The organism is Chryseobacterium oleae, from assembly GCF_900115055.1.
Lineage (GTDB): Bacteria > Bacteroidota > Bacteroidia > Flavobacteriales > Weeksellaceae > Chryseobacterium > Chryseobacterium oleae.
Genome location: NZ_FOVD01000008.1, coordinates 151,604 through 176,016, shown reverse-complemented (window position 1 = coordinate 176,016; position 24,413 = coordinate 151,604). Strand labels below are relative to the sequence as shown.

Genomic DNA, 24,413 nt, shown 5'->3' with positions numbered 1-24,413 from the left:
ATCAAAGTCTTTTTCATATTGGTTACGAAAACTCTTTGTGCATGACGTTAAAATAAAGAACAAAACGAAAATAAAACAGCGTGTCATGTCTATTTCTATATTTAATGTAAGAGCAATTTTTAAAGTTTAATTATCAGAAGAATCCCCGAGATGATCAAAGAACTCGTAGATATCCTGATCTCCTTCAATATTCAGTTTTTTCCTGAGCCTGTATTTTTTCTGCTGAATAGATTTATGCTGAACAAAAGTATAATCCGCTATTTCTTTGGACGTAAAATGCAATTTCAACAGGCCACAGAAAGCCAGTTCAGAATTCTCAAGATCAGGGTTAATGGTCAGTAGCCGACTGATAAACTCAGGATGCAGTTCTTTAAATTTCATGAGGAATGAAGAATCATTATTTTTAGCAAGATCCGTTACTTCCTGAAGTTTTTTCTCATATACGCGGTTTTTCAGCGTATCAGTTTCTGATTTTAGACTTTTCTTCCTGTGTTTTAAATGCTGAATATTTTTCCATACAGACATTCCCGATACAGAAAGGATAATAAGGGACAGAATGCCTATAATCCATAAATTATTTTCACGTTTATCCGATTCCTTTTTAGCTTCGGATATAAAGCTGTCTGTAGTTGTATTGATGGCTGCAAATCTGGCTTCAGCAAGTCTGCCATCTTCTTCAAGGTATTTATTGAGATAGAAATAAGCCTTTTCACTGTCTTTTTTCTTTTTGTAAAGGTCTGCAAGAGCTTTGTATACGTCTTTTATGTGAAAAGAATAGGTAAGCCTGGTTTTTATACTGAGTTCCAGTGCATTTTTCAGCATTTTCTCAGCTTCGTCGTAATGGTTGATTTCATTATTGTAATATCCGACAGTATAATAGATCCAAAGTCTTTCAATATCAGGTGTTTTATGACGGTTCATCATGTCTTCTGCCCGCAATGCATATATTCCCGCTGAGTCCAATTTATTGGTATAGAGATGATACTGGGCAATCATACAGTTGGAATATGCGGATTTCTCCAAAGCATTTCCTTTATGAAAATTTTTTAGTGAATTTCCAAACTGCCCTTTCCATGCAAAATAGGTTCCCCGGTTGATATAAATTCGCGGCATCAGCTTCTTTTTAAGTTCTGATTCCGGTGCTTTTTTCAAAGAATGGAGTGCCGAATCACTGTAGATGACCGCTTTATCATACTGCTTGAGATGGGAATAATAATGGGCGTAACTGTCATAAAATTTAGCCCTGTGAAAGCTATTTTCTGATTTCTTTAGACTTTCTCCGGCTTTATCCAGAAGGATGTGAGCTCTTTCATAGTCTCCTTCTGTAGAATTGACATTGGCCACATTGAGAAAGCAAAGTCCTTTCCCTTCTTCATAGCCCATTCTGCCTGCTTTTTTAAAATACTCACCATTCAGCTGAACGAGTGCTTCAAATTCACCTGAAGCATTCATTTCATTATTCTGTGTGATCAAAGGCTGATCAAAGTCTTCTGTATGGTTGTAGGTAGAAGTCTGGTTGCATGAAATAATAGTAAATAATATAATCATCCGTAGGGTGCGGACTATCAATTTTTTCATAGTAGGATGGTATTCATATACAATTTATCCGTTATTTTTCCAGGATTATGCCTTTCTATGCAACTTGTAGTTTTTTCAATGTTCAATGACCAGCATTAAACATATTAATGGTTTATTCGTTTTTTCGTTATAAATATACGCAAATTTAAGCTTTTAATTAAATAAAAAACAGAAAACAAAAATACTAATTAGAAGTATTCTTATTAAATATGTTAATTAAAAAAGAGAATAATTTGTTTTTTATTAAAAAGAATGATTTTATTTTAAAAATATTTTCTCAAATTTAATACATACTACGAAAAAAATAATTCAAATTTTCAATCTACATGAATATTAAATACCGTGTTCTCTTACCTCACGAAAGTAAAAATTACAAAATCATCCGGCTGGAAAGTCTGGAAAAATTTCCGGAATCATTCGGGGCTGTTTATCAGGAAGCGTTACAGATTGAAAAATTCAGAATGGAATCTGATATAGAAGATCAGACTCAGGGTAGATTCATGATGGGCGCATTTTCTGACGATGGGCTGATCGGAATCTGTGCATTTGTAAAAGAGGAAGATCATACAGGAAGTATCTATCAGATGTATGTGAAAGAGCATTTTCAGGGGAAAAATATCGGTTGGGGATTAATTCAGGCTGTGATTGGAGAAGCTGCTGAAAGATTTCCCGACATCACTATTTTCTTAGAAGTTACCGATAAAAATGAAAAAGCCTATAATCTGTACAGAAAAATAGGGTTTACAGACGTCATTGAAACCGGAGAAAAAGAAAATCCTGGCAATACCCAACTTTATCTTCACACAGCAAACAAGCCAGACTAAATGGGTCAATAAAATTAAAGTTACAAGCCTAAAGGTTACTGTTAATATCCATGGCAAGGTGTAAAATTTTGCCATGGATTCCACCCAATGTAAGGATAAAAAAAGTCCACCGAATCTCCGATTCGGTGGACTTTCAATTTATTTATCAATTATTTAAACAACAGGAGTTTCCTTTACGGTTGTTTTTTTATTTAACTGGGTTTTGTAGAACTTCAGCATGAAATTGTAAATCACCAGTTCCTGCTTTCTGTGCTGGGAAACAAGCAGTCTGTTAAAGAACATATGGATTAAGCTCCCCACATAACTGTTGCGGTCTTCCCTGCCCTTTTCACTTAAAAGATTATCAAGTGAGAAAGAATTCAGGAATGAATCAAACAGTCTGTAAACATTGGCTAATTCATTATTTTCCAAACCGATAGAACTATGAATAGCCTGTTCGGAAGACTTATATTTTGTCGCTATTACTTTTGTCAGGGCTTTGTTGGAATTAAATTCCTGATTGAACTGGCTGCTTAACTGAGTGAAAAATTCCATTTTCCCATCCAGCGTATACGCGAACTTGTCCAACAGTTTATCTATGAAAACAGTTCCTGCCAGCCATCGGTCTTCAAACCCGACTTCTTCCAGCTCCCTCAACAGAAGCATGATCATGGCACTTTCTTTACCGAAATAGGTTTCAGAGAATTCAATGCCGGCATAGTCATATCTTTCAAGTTCTCTTTTGTAGGTAGTGATCTCAAATGATTTGATGATATCCTGCTCTATGTATGTTCCCATCGCTTCACGGATATGGGCAAACAGATCGTTGTAAACTTCATAATTTTTGATGAAATACCTCAGCCTGATGTGGGTTCCGTTTTCGTTATACCGTATAAAGAAGAAGTTGTTGATCAGATCTTTTTCAAACAATTTTCCATTAAGCTCAAAAAGTTCATTTTTGAGAAGAGAATCCATCTGTTGTTCGCCCGTGTAGATATTCATGTATAAACATTCAGACAGCGGAGACAACTTGGAACGGTTGTCGGAAAGGTCTTTAAACTCAAAATTCTGTTTTTCATCCTGTATGATCACAGGAATCAGGAGTTCAGAATAAAAAGGTTTTTTATCCTTACTCATAACGTTGGAGTTTTCTGTAACCAAATCTTCAATCAGGGTAACTTTCTCCTTTTTCGTAATCATAGAAACGAAAAGGCGGATGAAAACTTCAGAAGAAAGGTCAAAAAGAAGCTTGTTGTCTCCTTCCACCAGATAAACGCTATCCGGAATTTTCCATTCTTCCTTGAATGTTTTGAATTCTGAGAAAAGGTTTTCCTCTTTTGCCTTTAAAAAGGTAAGATCGGTCTGGTTCAGATTCCAGGCAGCTTCTTTGACGATTACTCTTTCAATTTTAACACGAGGGGTAAATTTGGCAAAGGAATCGATAAAGCCCCATGAAAAACTGATCGAGCAATCCCATTGTACCTGAATCAGCGAAAGGAATCTGTAAATATGAGACAAGTTCTGCAGCTGGAAATTATGGGAATTACTCAAACGCGGAACGATGATCTTTCCGGTATTTTTATTTCTTAAAATCACCTCTTCACTTCGTATGGAAATGGTAATATCAGACAGTTTTATAGTGTTCTTGCCCGTATCTGACGGAGCCGGAATATTGATCAGGATCTCGTCTTTCAGATAGTTTTCCCTCACTACTAGATTTCCATGCCTTAAACTTGGAAGATCTACAATTTCAGCATATTCCACCGATTCATGCAGATTTTCATATTCTATTTCTACGATTTTTTCGGCCAGCTTCTGCAGTTTTTCAGAGCCGTGGGTAAATCTCCCCATATTATTGACCGCACTGGACCCGAATGCCCCATGAATAGCCGTTACCGTTTGACCCTGCTGATCTTTAAACAGCGTCATATTACAGTTCAGCGTCTGGCTGAAAACCCTTGAATAGGAAGGTTTGAATTTTGCACATTCTTCTTTCTTCAGGACAACCTCAGTTTTCCCGAATTGTAAAGCATTTTGGTATTTACTGAACAGGTATTGATCTACTTCTGTAAATCTATAATCCTTTCCGCCTCCGGTCTGAAAAAGAATTCCATCCAGAAACGGTGTGGAGATGCTGCTTACACGATCTGTAAAGATCCCCAGCTCCGGATCGATCACATGTAAAAGCGGAAGTTCCGATTCTCCGTATTTATCTTTAAATTCATCGATAAACTGAGTCAGTGAAGGATCTTTCTCTTTCCTTCTGGAATTCAGATAGGAAAGTGAAAAGAGTGTATTTTTTACATTATGAAAGACTTTGCTGCCAATCTCTGCCTCACCGTCTCTGAAGCTGGTGACATCAATATTCTGCATCTCATTCAGAAGCAGATTCTCCAGCTTTTCTGATGATCCGGCTTCTGATTCTTTGATCCCGTTTTTAAGATCACTCTGAAGCTGAATTACTTCTTCAACAATCTGCTTGACCGTTTTTTCCTTTCCTTTTATTGAAATAACTTCTCCGTTATCTTTAAATTTCTTCAATTTTTCTATGAATGCCTCTACATAATGATTGGTGGCTGGTGACGGGAAAATGTCCATCAGCAGGGCATTATTTTCAATCAGTTCATCAAGATATTCCTCTACTTCTTCCTTCTCGTAGCCTTCTTCCTGGAGCTTTGCAGACAGATCTTCAAAATAGATTCCTTGTCCGCTTTCTGAAAAGATATATTCCAGAACATCGTTGGAAGCGACTGATGACAGTCTGTAATTCATAGAATAAGGCTTGATATACAGCTCGTTATATCGTATATCGTCAGCAATCTTGAAAGCTGTTTGATTGGGATACAGAAAACTGTACTTCCACAGATTTTTGCTGCTGCTGATTTCTCTACTTAATTCATAGATGTAGCTCAGGCTTATTCTCATACGGATTTCGCTCTCCTCTATCTGCACGGAAAAGGCATCACCTCCTTCTTTCAAATCACAAACCCCATAAGTAGAAAACAGTCCGAACGGTGTCGATCTGGAGCAATAGCGTACATAATATTTTACATAGCTGAAAAACATTTTCTCCGGAAGATCTTTGGTCTCTATGGCTTTTGTAATTTCCTCAAATAAATTTTTTGTAGCATACAGAAGTGCCAGCCTGAAGTGTCCTGTAAAGGTTTTCTCTACAAATTTCAACCCTTCTGTGGCTATATCTTTAATCTCACTGATAGGTTTAAGATCATCAACAGACCCGATGGGCGTCCTGAGGATCATTTTATCTATAAATTCAATGTTCATGGTCTAGTAAAAATAGTTTTTCTAATGGGTTTTTATAGTCTTTATGGGTTAAGGCATAGAGTTGTAGCAGCAGTCCTGTGCGCCCTTCCAGAATGGTATCCTGCTCTATCCAGCCTTCACTGCCCAGCCATGTTCTCATCCCGGTTTCCGGATGGCTGCCAATGCTAAGGGTATCCTGGATCCAGAAATCTGTAGCTTTTTTAAAGGCTTCATTTCCGGTAACTCTGTACAAATAATGATACATCATAATCAATCCCGAACTGCCGTGGCATAAGAACACATCTACAACGCCTGTTTTTCCGTATTCTCTTTCCGTGGTTTTCAGGAGTATTTTTTCAGCTTCGGAAACACTTTCTTCGTTTCCCAGTGCCTTTCCGTAATGGAGCATCGCAATCCCTACACTCAGATCCCCATAGCACCAGGCCAGACGACTGCTGTCGGTGGCTATGCGTTCTCCGTCACGTACAGTGATAAAATTCGGGAAGCTTGAACCGTCGTAATCTCCCTGTACCGATCTGATGAAATTGTAGGACTTATCCAACATTTCTTTAATGATTTCCTTTTCAATACCAGCCGTATACACATTGCTGAGCAGACTTATGATACTTGGAATCCCATGAGCAAAACCAAATGAAAAGCCTTCCACTTTGCTGTAAAGTCCCTTTGAGATCCAGGCAATTTTATCTTCGTCAACTGGTACTGACAGAGATTTCAGTAGGTGAACGACCGTGATGATTCTGTCTTTTATCTTATGTTTAAAATCATCGTCCGTGCTGAAGGAATACAGCTCAAGGCATAAGAACAGAACGCCCATAAAACCATGGAGATAATCGAAATTTCTTTTTCCGGCATAGTATTCCAGAAGATCATCGGCATATTCAGGGAATTCTTCGAAAGATTCCTCTATAGGCTCATCAAAATATTCGTTTTTGGTAAGATAAAAGATCAGATAATAGATGCCTACAGAACCGGAGCATAAAGAAAACACCTTGTCTTCCTGCAACCCGTTGAGGGATTTATCCAGATAATGTTCAAATTTATCAAATGCTTCACTGTCATTAAACAGCTTATGCTTTTCAAAATAATACAGGGCCAGTCCGGGATATCCGGTGAAAATGCCCAGATCTACAATATCTTCTTTGATCTCTTTTTCACAAATTCCGATCAGTGTATTAAGTTCATCTCGTTTTTCCATGCAGCATTTTTTTTCTGATCAGATAAGCAATATAATAAATCACCAACAGCACAATAAACAGGATCATTGTTCCGAAAGCCACTTCCATGGTAGATTCGGAGTTTCTGTAGATTTCTATCAGTGAAACAGTTTCATAGTCTAAGTACATCAATAAGTTTACCGTGATAAAACTTATCAAAAAAAGGGTTATTATACGTTTGGTTTTCATAGTTTTTTGTTGATATAATTAATAGCTTCTTGCAGCTGAATGTCCTCACCTTTCATTAAAGAAGCTGAATTTTCCTGAACCAGAATATCAGGTCTGATTCCCGTTCTCTGAGTGGCACTGTAATCAGGCAGGAGTACCCCTATTCCGCTCATCCGGATCTTTGTTTTTCCGGGCAGCTTGATCACCATCACATTTCCGTTGGTTCCTGCTGTATAATCACCTAAAGTAACTGAATTTTTTATTGATTTCATAGCCAGAAGCATGCTTTCGCCCTGACTTTGGGTATATTCGTTGATCAAAATTACCACCGGTGCCGTGTATGCGTCTTTTTTAGCATCAGGAGTATGCATTTCGTTTTCTATGGTCCTCATCATTCCGGGATAAGTGACATCTGCCCGGTATAAATTCATGGTTTGAAAAGGTCTGGTATCGAAATACTTCAGAAAATCTACTGCTATTTCATTAGGATAAGCCCGCAAATCAAAAATGATGGCTCTAGCGTGTCTTATTTTCTCAAAAGAAACTCTGAAATTTCCGGAAAAGATATCATTGATCCTGATGTACCCGATATTCCTGTCTATGATTTTTGACACCGCCTTTCCGGCATTGCTTTTATACTGTTTTTCTTCAGTTTCTCTTGCGGTATTGATATGCGTTAAATGTTCCTGAATGGTCATCATTCTGTTTTGCCTTATAATCCCGAGCTGAGCTGTTTTCTTTTTGGAAAGCAACAGTAAACGGTTGATATCACGGCTTAACACAATGTCATTGGAACCTGAAGTTTTTTCTTTTAAAGTGTCCTGAACCGAAGTAATATTCTTCCCGTTAATGGTGAGTATTTCGTCACCTTTCTTGAGTGCACTCTGAACGGAATTTACAATAAAACCTTTTACAAAAGTTCTTCCGTCTATGGTTTTTAAAACAGCATTGCCAACATATTTTCCGTCGTATTCATCAGAATCTCCCATTTTGACAGCAACGTGGCTGTCTTTTAACCGGGAACCAAAGATCTGAACCGCTGCATAATACTTTTGCTCATTGTCTGCATTGATAAACAGGGGCAGTATTTCAAAAAAGACATGATTCCAGTTTTCGGAAATAGTTTGAAAATAAGGATAATAATACCGGGTAATGTTCCATAGCTTGCATAAGGAAAGGAAACGTTGTGCAGGTGTCGTTTTTGATTCGTCATAAAACAGAGAATCATCTTCAAAACTTAATTCCCCATTGTCTTCGGCTGTTACGAGTCTTTCTCCGGAATTCCGGTAAGATGCAGCAATAAAGTCTATTAAATTTCTTTTATTTTCCGGGTTAATGATTTCAGAATTTTCAATCCAGTTTTTATCCGGTAGAAAACCGATATAGGATGGATGGACGTCAGACTGATTATTTGCGGGTAATTGAAGGTCCCGGGAGATTAAAATATTTAGATCTGCCTTGCCCGTCATGATTTTCTCATATGCTTTGATAAGCGAGGCATCGGACGACCGGATGAGATCGCGGTCGGATGAATGGTATTTTATAAGACCCCAGACTTTACACAGTTCCAAAAGCTCTTTCTCTTTTCCTGCAACAGAATCGCTTTCCACACTCTGAATGGTATTGTAGAAAAGAGTCGTGCCTTCTTTGGGTGCATTTCTTTTACTGAAAAAAAAGATCCCGATCAAAACCGAAACAAGAATTCCGAAAAAAAATTTGAGTTTCATAAAATTAACAGCTAAGAAGTTCCTGGCAGTATATCCATATAAAAACACAGATGATCTGTTAATTAAAACAAATCATCTGCAGCCAATAATTAGCTATTTTTTACCACTTAGTACTGTGGAAGAAACCACACCATGTACAAGCTTTTCTGAAAGTTGTAGAACCTCCGTCAAAACACTTGTCATTAAATGTTGGTGTATCAAAATCTTTAGAAACTTCAAGATCTGCTACCCCTCCTTTTACAGAGCTCTGCTCTACCTTTGTCAACTCATTGATAACTTTCTTATCAAATTTAAGTTTTGTTAATTTTTTCATGGTTGTTAATTATTTTAATTGCAAAACAAAAATAAAAAAATATTTTACATACAAAACAAAAAATCACGAAACAGGGATGAATACAGTTTATTCCGGTTCAATACAAGTCTCTTCTTATAGGCTGTATCATAAAGTGTTCTATATCAAAAATCACCCGCTATAAGCCACAGCAAAGGGAAAAACAATAAATCGTAAAAATACTTACATAATAAAAATGACAGAATTTATTCCTGAAAAAAAATTAAAAAAAAATTAAAATCTGAACTGAAGTAAGGTGATAATCGGTTTTTTTGTCAGTTTTTCAGCTCAGCTGACTCCCATTATTTCACCGAATCCGTAGACGGGCACTCAAAAATTTCTTCAATCATGCCGGTTTTTAGTTTTGGCTTTACATGAAAAATCCGTCAAATTGTGATTTGACGGATTTGGGATCTTATTGAAATACTCTACTTAAAGAAGGATGTATTTTTACTGTGTCACCTTAATCATAGCTCTGGTAATCTGATCTTCTTTTTCTTTTGAATAGGTAGAATCAAAAGGCTGCATCACATCAAACAGATATTGATAAAAAGGGGTAATTTTCTGTACATTTTCAGATTCCTTCGTCGCTTTTTCTTTGCCCATCTGCTGCAATTCTTTGATAAAAATGTTGAATTTTTTATCGATGGGTTCTATAGATTTCACCAGGTAGGCATAGGCCTTCTCATTCTGTCCCAGTTTTTCATAGGCATCTGTAACGGCTGCTACCACCATAGAATATTCCATCGGCTTCACTCTCATCTGCCTGGCGGACTGCTTCTGAAATGTGGGAGAAAGACTTAGGTAATAATCATATTCTTCGAAAATTTCTTTCTTAAGAATTTCAGCCAGCTGAAGCCCTTTTTTCTCCTGCCCTGCTATAATATATCCTGTCACCATAGAACTCAGCGAACGCGGATCATTGTATTTTTCTGCCGGAATTTCTTTTGAAACCAAGTCTAATATCTCCAGCGCTTTTCCTTTTTGTCCGTTTAATGCCAATGCTGAAGCGGCTCTTCCTGCTGCCATTCTGTAAACCATGATATTGGATGTGGCAGCTTCATCGTAATGAATACTGAGGTCTCTAAAATTCCCCCATCTGAAGTTTTTCACTGTATTGTAAAGGGCATTCACATCTATCCTTCCCATATCACCGTCCGTATTTGGAGTTGTACGAATAGGCACCAACTTGTAGCTGAAACCTTCAAACTGCAGATATTCATCCAGATAGAAAATATTCTCGCTGTCATAGACTCCTCCTGATGAAAAGTTGATAGGACGTTTCCAGTCGAAATTAGCCAGCATATCCATCATCATCAGGTTGTTTTTGTAAAGGGTATTTCCTTTATAAGTAATCATGATCTGGTTGACGACGTTCGGAAGATCGGCTTGAGTGATAATTCCTGCCTTTAATGCATTTTCCTTATTCACCGGAAGGATGAATTTATTGACCGGAAGGATATTGTATTCCTCAAATTTTTCCTCACCAAAGTACATTTTTAAAAGATGATCTTTTTCAGGCGATTTAAATTTTAAAAAGCTCATGGCTTCTTTCAACGTCATAGAATCCTGGGTAAGGTATTTTCTAAAGGCCCCGAATTCTGTATCCGGAACACCCTGTTCTTTTAACATAGAGAAAACGCCTTCCCAATCCTCTTTTTTCATCATATAGATCTGGTCGTTCACCCCATCTCTGTAATCTTCGTGAGTCAGTTGGGTAGGAATTCCTGTTGCATTATAAGTCTTTCTTTTCACCTGATCAATATACCATGGAGTCGCTAAAAGCGTAAAGTTGACCGTTTTCACATCATCCCGGAAACGTTCTGTCTCCTGGATAGCCCACACCGGGAACGTATCGTTGTCTCCATAGATGAAGATAATATCATCTTTAGAAACTGATTTTAGGAATGAATAGGCATAATCCCTCGCCGCTGATTTTTTGCTTCGGTCATGCGGTACATAGTTCTGGAAGCCCATCATCAAAGGAACTCCCAATAATACGACACCTAAAACAAGATTAATGGAATTAGATTTTACTTTGGACTGGATCAACCATAAAATAGCACCAGCTCCAAGCCCGATCCAGATGGCAAATGCATAGAACGAACCTACCATTGCATAATCTCTTTCTCTTACTTCAAAAGGCTTAACACCCGTATAAAAAACAATACCAAAACTGGTTAAAACAAATAGTGAAAGAAGTGCGTAGAATCTTCCGAAGTCTCTGTTCAGTTGGAAGAAAAATCCGATGAGTCCTAATATCAAGGGTAAAAAGAAGAACTTCACCGTGCTGTCATTTTTAAATTTAGCCGGCATTTTGTCCTGATTTCCAAGCAAAGCATTGTCTATAAAAGAAATTCCCGAGATCCAGTTCCCTCTCGTGTTTTCCATTTTCCCTTCAAGGTCGTTCTGTCTTCCCACAAAGTTCCACATCAGATATCTTACGAAATAATACCCGTTCTGAAAGGTGATGAAATACTCCATATTCTGGGCCAGAGAAGGTTTCTGAACATTGATCAGGTTGTAAGGCTTTACTTTCAGATAATCTGCTGCTGTGATGGATTTATCTTCGTATTTAGATCTCAATTCATCAAAAATCTGTTTCGCCTGAGGATTGTCTGCTACGTCTTCATTATCGTAATTGAAGGTGAAATCCGGAGCTCCGTACATCGCAATGTAGTTGGCCATCACATCCTTATCCTGATTGAACATTCTCGGCAGTAAGCTTACCTGAGATTTACTGAAAACATAATTGAAACGGTCTCCGGTTTTTCTGTAGGTTCCGGTTTTTTCATCCTTTTCATACGTTTCGCCGGTTTTTACAGTTTTAAAACTTCCGTCTTCGTTCTTCTCCATCCCGTTGGCATCAAGGAAAGCCGTATAATTTTGGCCGTAAATGGTTGGCCAGTCACCATATTGTTCTCTGTTGTAATAGTCCAACATACCGATCGCTGTATCCGGATCATTAAGGTTCATAGGAGGATTGGCATTGGCTCTTACGGGAATGACCATCCAGCATGAGAAACCAATAACCATATACACCACTGATAAAGCAATTGTCTGGTACACATTCTTTTTAGCTTTCCTTGCATATTTAATCAGGAAATAAGAGATGACAGCCATAAGAACAAATGCAGCCACCGTTCCGGAGTGGAAAGGCAGTCCCAGTCCGTTCACAAAGAATATTTCAAGTCTTCCGAACATGGTCATGATCAGCGGGAAGATAATTTTGAAAACAATGATCAAAATTCCCAGCGTGATCGCGTTGGCCCAGATAAAGTTTTTCCAGGTGAACTTGTAATTTCTGGCATAATACACCAGACATACGGCAGGAACCGCAAGCATACACATCATGTGAACCCCAACGGAAAGGCCCAGTATAAAGAAAATAAGGATAACCCATCTTTCATTATCAGCTGCTTTGTACTCATTTTCCCATTTCGTCACGAGCCAAACCAACAGGGCGATAAACATGGAAGCCATAGAATACACCTCCCCTTCTACCGCAGAAAACCAGAATGAATCTGAGAAGGTAAAGCACAATGCGCCTACCGCTCCGGCAAAAAGAATGGAAATTTCCTGATGTTTGGTTATTTCTTCAAAGTCTTTATTTAAAAGTCTTCTTAAAAAATGGGTAATGGTCCAAAACAGAAACAGAATCGTAAATGAGCTGAACAATGAAGACATCGAATTGATCACTATGGCATAATTCTCTTCATTTCCCAGAGCAAATATACTGGCTACAGCTCCTACAATCTGGAATAAAGCCGCTCCGGGAGCATGCGTTACTTCAAGTTTTGAGGCGGAGGAAATATACTCGCCGCAGTCCCAGAAACTGAGATAATGCTCCATCGTGGAGAAATACGTAATCAGGGCAATGGTGAACATTACCCATCCTAAAACGGTGTTCCATTTTTTAAAAGACCAGTTCTTCATATACTATGTAATTTCAATACATAGTAAGACAACCCAGACAGGTGAATTATTACATTACTATTAAAAAAATTCTATTCCACTTTAAATTTTTCGTTTTTACAGTCTAAAATCAGTTTAGAATTAATGAAAAGCTGATTCCCTATCATTCCCTGCATACCAGAGGTTTTCATGAGAAGATTTTGCATCTGCGAAGTTCCCTCCACATAGGTTACTTCGGAAAGTTTCAGTTCACGGGTGCCAATTTTGATGCTTTGATCAGCGGGAGCAGAAATTACAGTCAATACATTTCCCCAGGAATTTCCTTTTTCTTCTTTAATTTTCCCGTTCGGAGTTCTGTATTTTTCCCATTCTTCTTTATTGGTAAGAAGTTCATAGCCGCTGGTTCCTGAGTCATAAAGCAGTTTTAATTTCTTGTCTCCAATTGTTCCGGGAATCAGGATTTTTCGCTTTTTAAATTCTAATGATTCAAAACCAGTTTCATCAATATTTTCGATAAATGAACAGGTTATGTTCCTGAAATCCAGAATGACAATTCTCTTTTCAAACAGATCGGTTCCAATGGTTCCAATGATAGGGTTCGTTTTAGCATCGTTAAAGTCCACAGCATGACCATAATCCAATAATTCAAAATCAGAAGCAACCTTCATATTTCCTATGCTGAACTGTATTGAAACCTGATTTTCTGCATTCTTAATCTGAATCTGATCCGGAAATTTTGCACCGATGGATTCCAGTGATTTTTTATAAAACAACGTTGTTGGAGAACCGGAATCGAGTTGCATGTAAAAGGTCTTTTCAATTCCTTTAAAACTGACGGGTACAAGAACTGCCGCGTGAGCATTCCCTTCTGTAGCCTTCCACTTCAGATTGATATGTTCTGCAATTCCTGAAACCTTCAGATTATTTTCCGGCGGAGTGAATTTTTTATCAAAATAGAAGTATCCACCCAATAATGACAACGCGATCAAAAGCGCAATTGATAACAGAATTTTCTTAAAGATTTTCATGTTGAAATTTTTCTGCAAGATTCAGCATTCTGAGCTGATTTTCCTGCAAAAAGAAGACGACATCTTTACGTCATCTTCATGCAACCCATCATAAAAAGCTGTTTTTCAACTTAATACATAAGTCACCATTTTTATTCAGGCACATTCCATTTCTGATGATAATGAGCAACTTGACACAGAGAAATGCAATTAAAAAGATGAGGAAAAGAGGTATTTTCAGGGATAATTCCTTTTGTATAAACGGACTTACAATCATTAAAACGGAAACAATAACCGCCAGAATAATCTGAATACTCACTATATTTTTCCCCAGTTCTTTATTGACAGGATCCTTGGTTTTATAGGTTAAAATCAATGGAAATATCACTCCGCCATAAGGAATGATGAGACCGGATAAAGCAACAAGATTAATCAACTTTGCCCGGTCAATGTTGGGTGTTTCTTCATTGGAGAAGATCAGAGTTTCGGGTTCTGTTTCCAAAGCCTTAGCAAGGGCTTTCAGGGTAAATCCTTTGAGAATGCTCCCCGCTTCAATCCGCTGAACCGTCCGTAAGGAAAGACCTGACCTTTCAGCAAGCTCAGCCTGGGTCATATTTTTTTTCTCCCTTAAAATTTTAACCGCATTTTTCATTTTATATGGTATGAACCGGCTTCATTCTATGAACTTCTTAATACACTTATTTCTTCTACCAGTTTCGGGTACATTGTTTGTAAATCAGCACCACCTTTTGGTTCGCGATTCATACTGCGATCCATGCCGTCGTAGTCGTTTTCAGGGTATAATTCATACACCGTATCTTTTATGATAGATTCTTCATCTTCATGGTTTTGGGCATACGCATCATCCGCAACATAAAGCAGCCCTTCCGCCCAGCATTCTCCAATATTAAAGCTGTATTTTCCACTTACAAATGACTGAATATCCGCTTTTATATCTTCAAAAAACGCCTTACCCTTTAAGATCAGCCAGCATCTGAAATAGATAAAACCATCATCCGAAAGATAATCATCAAAGACATAGACTCCATTTTCCTTCTTAAAATCACATTCAAGGATAATTGAAAGTTCTGCTATTTCAGCGGTATACAATTCACTTAGTTTTTCCTGAAGTGCTTTTTCAAAAAGGATCATTCTGTCCTTTCCAAACTTGGATAAATAATCGGTCAGGTTTTCAATATGTTCCTCAATATCATATTCGCTCCAGTGGGCTTTTTTATATTTGTTGGATTTCTCAATCGCTTCCCAAAAATAAATATCTGCCTTTTCATTATCCGAAAGTTCAACCTTCTGAGGAATGGAATCATTTTCCTGAATTTCAGTGTAGCCCTTTTTAATTTTCTGATGAATCAGCTTTTCAGATTCCAGAATACATTCTTTTTCGTCGGCATATTCTTTAACTGTTTCCCGGCCTTTGGTTCCGGTTTTCCCAAAAGATATTTTCTGTACATTTCCGGAACACTCAATATTCCAAAATTTGTCGGATAGTTCTTTCTGGTTGATAAAGTTTCTTTTCATAGGAGATTGTGGTGGTATTTTTATTAAAAGAAAGTGAAACTACGAAAAAACATCGGAACCGGAAAGGAAGAATGGCCTGATGATGGAGGTTTTTAATGAAATGTTAACCACAGATGGCACGGATTTTCACAGATGATTACGTTGATTCTTTCTGGTTTTTGGGTTGTATTTTTTTTATAAACGCAAAGTTTTAATGTAAAAATGTATAGTTTCAAAGTGGACAAAGAAAGGTGACTGCGTCACTGAATAAGCGAGTGCTTTATCCATATGCTTCATCGAATCAATTAAAATTGATTCTACTCTTTGCATTCCTAAAAATATGAAGTATGATATTCAAACTTTGTGTTAAAAATGACACTGAGGTTATTTACAGAGATTTACTGCCCATTAAGCCTTTTTAAACGCAAAGTTTTAATCTAAAAATGCATAGTTTCAAGGAAAGCAAAGAAGGGTGACTGCGTCACTGAATAAGCGAGCGTTTTATCCATATGCTTCATCGAATCAATTTTAATTAGTTTTCCTCTTTGCATTCCTAAAAATATAAAGTAGGATATTCAAACTTTGCGTTAAAAATCATGCTAAGATTATTTATAGAAATCTATTGCCCATTAAAGCATTTTTAAAACGCAAAGCTTTAATACTAAATATATAAGTTTCAAGGAAAGCAAAGAAGGGTGACTGCGTCACTGAATAAGCGAGCGTTTTATCCATATGCTTCATCGAATCAATTTTAATTAGTTTTCCTCTTTGCATTCCTAAAAATATAAAGTAGGATATTCAAACTTTGCGTTTAAAATCATGCTAAGATTATTTATAGAAATCTATTGCCCATTAAAGCATTTTTAAACGCAAAGCTTTAATACTAAATATATAAGTTTCAAGGAAGGCAAAGAAGTGTGACTGCGTCACTGAATAAGCGAACGTTTTCACACGCTTCATCGAATCAATTTTAATTGATTCTCCCCTTAGCATTCCTAATAACATACAGCATGATATTAAAACTTTGCGTTTAAAAAAGATCAAGCTATTATTCTTTTTATCTAATGAATCTCTATCTTAAAATAAGTCTAATACTAGAACTAATACGTATTATTCAATCCTCCGTCCAATGGAATACTGGTCCCGGTAAGATAAGACGAATATTCTGACGCCAGAAAAGCTGCCAGATGCCCATATTCTTCGGTTTTTCCAAGCCTTTTCATGGGAATTTTATTTTCCCTTCCTTTTTTGATTTCTTCCTGAGATTTCCCGGTCTGCTGGGACTCATGACTGATCAGATTCTGAATACGCTCCGTATCAAAATATCCGGTTAAAATATTATTAACCGTGATCTGATGTTGCGCTATTTCATTCGATAATGTTTTGGCCCATGCAATCACTGCCGAACGGATGGAATTTGAAAGGGATAAATTATTGATCGGTTCCTTTACAGACAGTGAAGACACATTGATAATACGCCCGTTCTTCTGTTGAATCATATGGGGTAAGGCGAGCAGCGTTGTTTCACAAACTGTTTTAAAAAGAAGATCAAATGCTTTCTGATAATCATCCACGCCTTTATCTACAGCCAAGCCCGGTTCCGGACCGTTGGTATTATTAACCAGAATGTCTACAGAATGACTTTCAAAATAATCAGAAATAATGGTTTTGTAGTCCTCAAAATTGGAGAAATCCGCCACGAGATACTGATGCTTCTGATCAGAATTAATGACCGGTAGTGATGCTACCACGTTCTTAAGTTTTGTTTCATTACGAGCCATTACGGTAACATTGGCTCCACATTTGGCGAGCTCCAAAGCTATTCCTAAACCGATTCCCTGCGTAGCTGCTCCTACTAAAGCATTCTTTGAAAAAAGCTGAATATTCATGAATTGATGGTATTATTGATTGATTACAGATAAATGTAGCAAAAAAGCTTTACATTCAGGTCAATGAGCCATTAATAATTGTCGGATTCTGAGCTTTAGTTACTGAGGAAGTGCAGGAGGAAGTACTCTTTCCGGTTTTGTAGATAAAGTCCGCAGGAATGCTTCCAGTTGAGCAATTTCTATATCCGTAAGATCCAGTAATCTCACAAAAGTTGATTTTTCTGAGGAAAGTGTAATGCCCTGATGAACTGTTGAGCGTTTTTGGGAATGCTCCGGATTTCCTCTGTTGTAAAACTGAATCACTTCTGTAAGTGTGGTCATAGAACCATTGTGCATCCACGGCCCTGTTCTAGAGACTTCACGCAGACCCGGCACCCGGAATTTCCCGACATCTTCAGTTTTTTTGGTCACAAGATAGCGGCCGAGATCTTCTTCTTTTGAACCTAATAAAGAAGTCCCGACATTTTCAAACTGATTATTGGAAAAGTACCCTGAACTGTGACAATTCATGCACTGCGCCTTGGTCCTGAAAAGATGCAGCCCCATCAACTCATCATCAGAATAAAGCTCTGCTTTTCCATCAATAAACTGATCAAATTTGGAGGTTCCGCTTTTTATTGTTCTTTCAAAAGCTGCTATGGCTTTGGAAATCCTGTCCTTTGATACTTTTTTATCACCAAAAGCTTTTTCAAATAATAATTCATAACCCTTGATTTTGGCTATTTTTCCAGCGGCAAGATCGATATGACCGCTCATTTCCCTTTCATCCCGGATAGGCATTTCCGACTGTTCTTCGAGAGAGGCGGCACGTCCGTCCCAGAAAAGAGGTTTTGCATATGCTACATTCAGAATACTCATGGCATTTCGGATTCCAAGCTGTCTGTCGTGCCCGAAAGAAAAGGTTCTGTTGTCGCACCATCCCAGTTCCGGATCATGGCAGGATGCACAGGCAATCTGGTTAGATTTGGAAAGTCGTGGATCGAAAAAAAGCGTTTTTCCCAGGACTGCTTTGTCTTCAGAATAGGGATTATCAGCGGGAAACTGAATGTCAGGAAGATGGCCTATTTCAGCAAAATAGGGTTTTGCATCCGGATCTAAGATGGGTTTTGGCCACTTTGAAGCATCTCCGGAGGAATATAATTTCCTCAGCTCGGCCAGAAATGAAGCTTTCTCCCGGATTTCCTTCTGAACACTGTTGCTGAAACAGTTATTCAAAAGGGAAACCGTAAGAAATGCAATTAATATCCAGCTTAGGACACTTTTCATGAGCCATGGAGTTTCCGCAAAAATAGGGAAACTGGGTGAGATGGCAGGTATCAGTTTTAGATTTCAGATTTCAGATATCAGACATGAGACACAAGACTCTTAAGTTAAGATTGAAATTGATGTTGGATGATATCAATGGTGAATTTTGCTTCGCAAGTGAATGGTGAATTTTAAAAGGCAAGATGCTAGATGTCAGACACCAGAAATGAGACTTTGATACAGAGGTCAATAGTATAGGAATGGTGGCTGAGGCACTCTAAGTCACCATCACCTATAAACCCAATTTACTCTCAAACCCTCCGACTCTCCAACCCATAAGCCGAATTCAGGTTATTTAACAACCGTTGCTTCCAGTTCTACTTTTAACGTTTCGAATAATCCGGTTACTTCCAGCATCGTTACGGCCTGCTCGATGTTATGCTTTGCAATCCATTCCTGAAGGATCGGGAAATGGGGCCAAAGCTCTTTTGTGGAAGTCGTGTAAATATTTAATCGAACAATTCCCTTACATTCATAATCTGCAGTTCTGATCACTTCTTCCAGATTGGCTATAGCCTGTTCCAGCTGGGATTTCATGTCTTTGTCGCTGGAAGTTCCGTCCTGATCAATGGCGGCCTGACCGGAACAATATAAGGTTCCTGATACGTTTTTCACTTCTACTGCCTGGGAATAGCTTCTTTCTTCCTGCCATTTCCAAGGATTTACGGTTCTTTTTTCTAATGTAGTCATTGAATTTTGTTTTCTGTTTACTTTACAAAATTGCTCAATAGGTACAATAAATCCGTGTGATCCTGATCACGATTATGAAGTGAGGAAAATCACCAATCTAAAGGGAAAGACGACTTAATGTTTCTCTGGAAACGCCCAGATAGGCGGCAAGAAGTGACTTGGGAACACGCTGGATCAGGGAAGGATATTTTTCAACCAATTGCTGATACCGCTCTTTGATTCCCACAGTCATTGATGAGATGATACGCTGCTGAGCGGAAATAAATCCCATATAGGCCTTTTCGAGAAAGAAATGTTCCAGCTGTGGAAATGCTTCACACAGTTTTCTGTAATCTTCGAGGCGGAGACAAAGCACTTCAGTATCTTCTATGCATTCCAGCGACATGGATGCTTTCGTTTGTTTATAATACGCCTGAAAATCAGTTTCCCACCAATCTTCCATCGCAAAACCTACAATATGTTCTTTTGCGGTGTCATCCGTATACACGAGCTTTAACAAACCTTTGATCACAAAATAATTACACAGCACCAGCTCCCCTTCCTGAATGAGAAACTGATGTTTTTTATATTTTTTATAGGTAAAAAATGATGAAATATGTTCAAACTCTTCATCACTCAATGGAACGATTTTCTCGATATGGATTCTTAACTTCTCAAACATACTCTATTTCTGATGTATAAAAGTAATATTTTTCTACGCATTGTTGATACACCTTGTTAATTAGGATATCTATCATATAATTCTACCATAAAAACTTCCCATCCAATAAATAGATTTTCACAGGTTCAAAAGGGACAGGTTTCAATATTTATTTACCTTTGCAAACCGCTACTTTATTATGGATACAGATGCAATTTTGTCACAGTTAACAGCACATTTCAAAGAAATTATTCCATTGGAAGAAAAAGATATTGAAATCATTATTCCTTCATTAGAAATTGTACAGCTGAAAAAAAAAGACTTTCTGCTGAGCGAAGGACAGGTTTCAAAGCATATGCGTTTCATAGTGAAAGGGAGCCTTTACGCCTATTATATTGATGAAAAAGGCCGAGAAAATACGACACAGCTGGGTATTGAAAACTGGTGGGTCAATGATCTCTACAGTTATCTGAGCGGGCAGCCTTCCAGAATGTTTATTCAGGCCAATGAAGAAACTATCGTGATAAAGATCAGCAAAGAAAATCTTGAAATGCTGTATGAAAAAGTTCCCGCCCTCTCTGATTTCTGGCGTCTGAAAATGCAAACTGCTTACGTGACCCTGCAGGAAAGGACGTTCGAGCATTCAAGGGTTGATGCGTATACCAAATACCGGAATTTTGTTTCTGCCTACCGTAATATCGAGCAGCGTTTCCCTCAGTTTATGATCGCTTCCTACCTGGGAATTACCGTTGAATACCTGAGTTATTTGCGAAAAAAACACCTCTCTGACGTTTCTTAAGATTTCTTAAGTTGATTCCGTTCTCACCTGAATAATTTTGCTCAAAGAAAAACAAACGAGTAAAATTATGAAGGCAAAATATGCAGTAGTACTGGTTCTTGCAGCGGTATCGTCCCGTCTGGATGCTCAGAAAATTTCCTATACTCCCGATATTGTTTTAGGGCACCGTTCCTATACCTATATGCACAATATCAATTATCAGCTGAACGACCGGCTGAAGATCAATAATCTTACTTTATTTGACACAGAATATAAGAAAGATAAGGATAATATCTTCTTTATCCGGAATACTTTATCGTACAGTCTCACCAAAAGTTTCAATCTGAATGCTGCTTTCGGAATGAAAAATCCCGGTGCCTTTTTCAGTGTCTACGCGCAATATAAGATTGCCGGTCCCTCCTATTCTTTTTCCTATTCTCTTGGAACTACCTATCAGAAAGGGTTTTCTCTTGAGCAGTCTATATCATTGGAATATGCTCCTTATCTGAAAGAGAACGTTCAGGGGTATTTCAGTGTGCTGGCGATCGGAAATATAGATGACAGCGGCTATCCCAGAGGGCTGCAGTTCGTCAGAATCGGCTTGAAGCAGGATAAAATGATGTATGGCATTGCCTCTAATTTTGACCAGTTTAATAATGCCAAAAAGACTCTGGAAAATATCGGAGCATTCGTGAAATATAATTTTTAGCAATACCTGACGACTGAAAGTCAGGAGCCGGAAGAGGAAGTGATTGAACATCCTTTCTGTATCCTTGTCAAGATTTAGAACCTTGACAAGGACGGGGAGAATAATAATAATAATAATAATAATAATAATAATAGCAACATGAACAGAAACATTGATTTAGGACTTTTTATCACCAGAATAGCTATCGGATTTCCCATGCTGATTTATGGAATCAGTAAACTGATACACGGAGTCGGATTTATAGAAAATATGATGGTACAGAAAGGACTTCCAGATTTCTTTGCCTATGGAGTATTTGTGGGTGAGATCATCGCACCCGTCATGATTATTTTGGGATTCAGAACCAGACTGGCGGGGATAGCTTTTGCAGCAAATTGTTTTACAGCGATTATCCTTGCACAGACCGGAAGCATATTTAAGCTTAATGAATTCGGAGGCTGGGCGCCTGAGCTTTTGGTGATTTATATGCTGGTAGGATTAAGCTTCTTTTTTACAGGAGCAGGGAAATATGCCGTTTCTACGGGAAGTAAGTGGGATTAAAAGTATTGAACAGGTCAGCAATACGGAAACCCGTAATCCAGTTCAGACAGAAGCAGTTAGATTTGTTTTACATTAAATTTTAGTACAATGAATATAACAGCAGACATTAAGCCCGGTCCAAAACCTAACAAGGAAGATGGAACACCAGACGAAAGAAGAAGGGTTACTCCTGAAAACCAGCCAAAGCATCCGGCTTTAAAACCGCACGTGCATGAACCTGGTAAAAAAAAGTAAATTCTATGAAGAGACTGTCCTATGGCAGTCTTTTTCCGTCAAAATGCAGCCTCTTCTTTAGTTATTTTTGAATTTCCATATACAGTGCTCTATAAGCTTCCACAAGCGCCTCTAAAGTAAATCCGCGGTTCAGACCGCTGGTATTGGGCAAAACCCAAACGATGGAACCACAGAAATCTTCAGGCTGTGGACCCCATGAAATCTGCTTTTTTTTGGAGAAAGCCTGGTAAGCCGCTTTACCTAGAAATACAATATATCTGGGATGAAATTCTGTTATTTTGGTTTTAAAAAATTCTAAGGAACTGTCAAATTCATCTTTTGAAAGCTCATCAGCACGGGAAGTTGCCCTTGCTACGGCGGTGGTGAGACCCAATCCGAAATCTAAAATATCTCTGTCATTCTCCGCTTCAATCTGGTAGGGTGTAAAGCCTGACTGGTGCATTACTTTCCAAAAACGGTTGCTTCTTCCTGAAAAATGATGGCCGTCTTCAACAGACTTCAATCCGGGATTAATTCCGCAAAAAATAACGGTAAGGTCTTTGGCAATGATATCTTTTAACATAAATATGATTCTATTGTTTGCATAAGTCCAAATTTTCAAAGGTTATCCTAAAAACTCATCACAGACAGCAAGATAATATTTATTTTAAAATATACCGTGATCATCTCTGTTGTCACTGATTATCAATTAAAAAAAAATTAAAAGAACAACTATGGCATGAATATTATTGTATATCTCATAAATACACCAGGATGGAAAATATGTTACAAAATATCGACCTGATCCATCGGTACCTGTCAGTCAGTATAGCAGATCAGTTTCATATCCATGTAGATTTGGAGGGTGAATATATCTTTACACAGAATATTGTTTCTAAAAAGACCATCATTGCCACTACGTTTACAGATAAAATACTGTCTGACCGTCAGTTGAAATTATTTCTATCAGCTTTGATTGTTGAAATTAATAATGGAAAATGTACGGTTGAACTTATCAGGGAAAGGATCAGACATTTTGAAGAATTACGACGAAGACCTGTCAGAAGGATTATTTAGAAAAAAATCCCTACAATGATGTAAGGATTTTTTTTATTATAATTTCAATTGATTATTTCAAATATTTAGCCACTTTATCTTCCAGGTCATCCAGATTAAACGGTTTTGCCACATAATCATCGGCCTGAGCTTCTTCAGCCAGTCTCACGATATCATTATTGGCCGTCACATAGATGACAGGAATAGATTTGAACTCATCATGACTTTTTAAAAGTTTGGTAGCTTCTACCCCGCCGATTTTTGGGATCCAGTTGTCCATAAGAATAACATCCGGCTGAAACTGGGCCACTTTTTCCAATATGTCATGAGATGTTTCTGAAATTTCGACCTGATAACCATTCTCTTCGAAAATGATGGTAATAACTTCTAAAATAGTTGTATCATCATCAAAAATCAAAATTTTCTTTGTACTCATAGTAGTTCTATTTAAATCTTTAGTTTATTTAATTTCTCTTTTACAGCTGATTGATATAGTCCGCCAAATTATCCGGTTTAATAATCAGGTCATAATCCACTTCCTGTACCGCATGTTTGGGCATATAATCTACTTCAGCGGTTTCCGGTTCCTGAATCCAGACTTTTCCTTTGTTCTTTTTAATAAATCCCAGACCCTCCACTCCATCAGCATTGGCTCCTGAAAGCAAAACGCCGACAAGGTTTTCTCCATACACTTCCGCCGCAGACTTGAAGGTCACATCAATAGAGGGGCGGGAATAATTCATCTTTTCGGAGAAATCCAGCGACATCATTTTTTTATCTTCAAATAATAAATGATAATCTGCAGGGACTATATATATTTTATTAATTTCAATTTCTGTTTTGTCATCCACCTCGATCACTTCCATGGGTACAAACTGCTGCAGTAAGGTCTGTAAAACATTGGTTGAAGATGCTTTACGGTGTACCACCAGCAATATGGGGAAACTCAATTCGGTTTTTATTTTTTTCAGCATTTCCAGAATGACCTGCAGGCTTCCTGCTGATCCTCCTATCACTACCAGTTCTGTCTTTGTGTTTTTAGGTTCCATG

The 24,413-nt window shown here is 37.9% G+C and carries 23 protein-coding genes; 6 read left to right on the top strand and 17 right to left on the bottom strand.

The genetic code is table 11. The features are described 5' to 3' along the window. Window positions 1-126: 126 nt before the first annotated feature. Window positions 127-1,578 carry a tetratricopeptide repeat protein gene (locus BM143_RS20620; RefSeq protein ID WP_139222087.1) on the bottom strand — a complete coding sequence of 484 codons (1,452 nt, stop codon included), beginning with the start codon at window positions 1,576-1,578 and terminating at the stop codon, window positions 127-129. A gap of 326 nt (window positions 1,579-1,904) precedes the next feature. Here BM143_RS20620 and BM143_RS20615 point away from each other — a divergent pair, with 326 nt between their 5' ends. After that, window positions 1,905-2,402, top strand: coding sequence for a GNAT family N-acetyltransferase (locus BM143_RS20615; protein ID WP_090026918.1), 498 nt, complete (start codon window positions 1,905-1,907; stop codon window positions 2,400-2,402). Between the two features lie 153 nt (window positions 2,403-2,555). Here the strand turns inward: BM143_RS20615 and BM143_RS20610 are convergent, their stop codons facing one another. The 13 genes from BM143_RS20610 to BM143_RS20555 all read right to left on the bottom strand — a co-directional run bounded on the left by BM143_RS20610 (window position 2,556) and on the right by BM143_RS20555 (window position 20,088). Next, complete coding sequence (locus tag BM143_RS20610) at window positions 2,556-5,666, bottom strand: lantibiotic dehydratase (protein ID WP_090026916.1); 3,111 nt, start codon at window positions 5,664-5,666, stop codon at window positions 2,556-2,558. Then, complete coding sequence (locus BM143_RS20605; protein ID WP_090026914.1) at window positions 5,656-6,861, bottom strand: lanthionine synthetase C family protein; 1,206 nt, start codon at window positions 6,859-6,861, stop codon at window positions 5,656-5,658. The genes BM143_RS20610 and BM143_RS20605 overlap by 11 nt, the downstream gene beginning before the upstream one ends. Continuing rightward, complete coding sequence (locus BM143_RS24060) at window positions 6,845-7,009, bottom strand: hypothetical protein (protein WP_165571910.1); 165 nt, start codon at window positions 7,007-7,009, stop codon at window positions 6,845-6,847. Before BM143_RS24060 ends, BM143_RS20605 begins: the two co-directional genes overlap by 17 nt. 56 nt (window positions 7,010-7,065) lie before the next feature. Next, a complete protein-coding gene (locus tag BM143_RS20600) occupies window positions 7,066-8,775 on the bottom strand; it encodes a S41 family peptidase (protein WP_139222086.1) in 1,710 nt (569 codons plus the stop codon). Between the two features lie 100 nt (window positions 8,776-8,875). Further along, window positions 8,876-9,088: a hypothetical protein gene (locus BM143_RS20595; protein ID WP_090026910.1), complete on the bottom strand. Its 213-nt coding sequence runs from the start codon at window positions 9,086-9,088 to the stop codon at window positions 8,876-8,878. Window positions 9,089-9,556: 468 nt separating this feature from the next. Beyond that, complete coding sequence (locus BM143_RS20590; protein ID WP_090026908.1) at window positions 9,557-13,042, bottom strand: protein O-mannosyl-transferase family; 3,486 nt, start codon at window positions 13,040-13,042, stop codon at window positions 9,557-9,559. 71 nt (window positions 13,043-13,113) lie between these two features. Continuing rightward, a complete protein-coding gene (locus tag BM143_RS20585; protein ID WP_090026999.1) occupies window positions 13,114-14,049 on the bottom strand; it encodes a hypothetical protein in 936 nt (311 codons plus the stop codon). Between the two features lie 88 nt (window positions 14,050-14,137). Continuing rightward, the gene (locus BM143_RS20580; protein WP_090026907.1) at window positions 14,138-14,680 is read right to left on the bottom strand and encodes a helix-turn-helix domain-containing protein; all 543 of its coding nucleotides are present in this window, start codon (window positions 14,678-14,680) and stop codon (window positions 14,138-14,140) included. Between the two features lie 26 nt (window positions 14,681-14,706). Beyond that, a complete protein-coding gene (locus tag BM143_RS20575) occupies window positions 14,707-15,564 on the bottom strand; it encodes a DUF4240 domain-containing protein (RefSeq protein ID WP_090026905.1) in 858 nt (285 codons plus the stop codon). A gap of 1,079 nt (window positions 15,565-16,643) precedes the next feature. After that, the gene (locus BM143_RS20570) at window positions 16,644-17,432 is read right to left on the bottom strand and encodes an SDR family oxidoreductase (RefSeq protein ID WP_090026904.1); all 789 of its coding nucleotides are present in this window, start codon (window positions 17,430-17,432) and stop codon (window positions 16,644-16,646) included. A 99-nt stretch (window positions 17,433-17,531) separates the two neighbouring features. Then, window positions 17,532-18,698, bottom strand: coding sequence for a cytochrome-c peroxidase (locus tag BM143_RS20565; protein ID WP_090026902.1), 1,167 nt, complete (start codon window positions 18,696-18,698; stop codon window positions 17,532-17,534). 330 nt (window positions 18,699-19,028) lie between these two features. Beyond that, window positions 19,029-19,427 carry a RidA family protein gene (locus tag BM143_RS20560; protein ID WP_090026901.1) on the bottom strand — a complete coding sequence of 133 codons (399 nt, stop codon included), beginning with the start codon at window positions 19,425-19,427 and terminating at the stop codon, window positions 19,029-19,031. A 97-nt stretch (window positions 19,428-19,524) separates the two neighbouring features. Further along, window positions 19,525-20,088 carry a Crp/Fnr family transcriptional regulator gene (locus tag BM143_RS20555; RefSeq protein WP_090026899.1) on the bottom strand — a complete coding sequence of 188 codons (564 nt, stop codon included), beginning with the start codon at window positions 20,086-20,088 and terminating at the stop codon, window positions 19,525-19,527. Between the two features lie 178 nt (window positions 20,089-20,266). Here BM143_RS20555 and BM143_RS20550 point away from each other — a divergent pair, with 178 nt between their 5' ends. The 4 genes from BM143_RS20550 to BM143_RS24055 all read left to right on the top strand — a co-directional run bounded on the left by BM143_RS20550 (window position 20,267) and on the right by BM143_RS24055 (window position 22,328). After that, on the top strand, window positions 20,267-20,866 hold the full coding sequence (locus tag BM143_RS20550) for a Crp/Fnr family transcriptional regulator (RefSeq protein WP_090026897.1): 600 nt from the start codon (window positions 20,267-20,269) through the stop codon (window positions 20,864-20,866). A gap of 67 nt (window positions 20,867-20,933) precedes the next feature. Then, entirely contained in the window at window positions 20,934-21,554 is a 621-nt protein-coding gene (locus tag BM143_RS20545; protein ID WP_090026895.1) for a hypothetical protein, read from the top strand. A gap of 138 nt (window positions 21,555-21,692) precedes the next feature. After that, entirely contained in the window at window positions 21,693-22,094 is a 402-nt protein-coding gene (locus tag BM143_RS20540) for a DoxX family protein (protein ID WP_090026893.1), read from the top strand. 87 nt (window positions 22,095-22,181) lie between these two features. Next, the gene (locus BM143_RS24055) at window positions 22,182-22,328 is read left to right on the top strand and encodes a hypothetical protein (protein ID WP_167375324.1); all 147 of its coding nucleotides are present in this window, start codon (window positions 22,182-22,184) and stop codon (window positions 22,326-22,328) included. Window positions 22,329-22,389: 61 nt separating this feature from the next. Here the strand turns inward: BM143_RS24055 and mug are convergent, their stop codons facing one another. Continuing rightward, window positions 22,390-22,890 (bottom strand): G/U mismatch-specific DNA glycosylase, encoded by a 501-nt coding sequence (gene mug / locus BM143_RS20535; RefSeq protein ID WP_090026891.1) that lies wholly within the window; start codon window positions 22,888-22,890, stop codon window positions 22,390-22,392. Window positions 22,891-23,081: 191 nt separating this feature from the next. On the opposite strand from mug, the gene BM143_RS20530 reads away from it, so the two are divergent. Next, window positions 23,082-23,384: a hypothetical protein gene (locus BM143_RS20530; protein ID WP_090026890.1), complete on the top strand. Its 303-nt coding sequence runs from the start codon at window positions 23,082-23,084 to the stop codon at window positions 23,382-23,384. 52 nt (window positions 23,385-23,436) lie between these two features. Here the strand turns inward: BM143_RS20530 and BM143_RS20525 are convergent, their stop codons facing one another. Both BM143_RS20525 and BM143_RS20520 read right to left on the bottom strand, forming a co-directional pair. Further along, entirely contained in the window at window positions 23,437-23,799 is a 363-nt protein-coding gene (locus tag BM143_RS20525) for a response regulator (protein WP_047456049.1), read from the bottom strand. Window positions 23,800-23,839: 40 nt separating this feature from the next. Next, complete coding sequence (locus BM143_RS20520; RefSeq protein ID WP_090026997.1) at window positions 23,840-24,412, bottom strand: chemotaxis protein CheB; 573 nt, start codon at window positions 24,410-24,412, stop codon at window positions 23,840-23,842. Window position 24,413 lies beyond the last annotated feature (1 nt).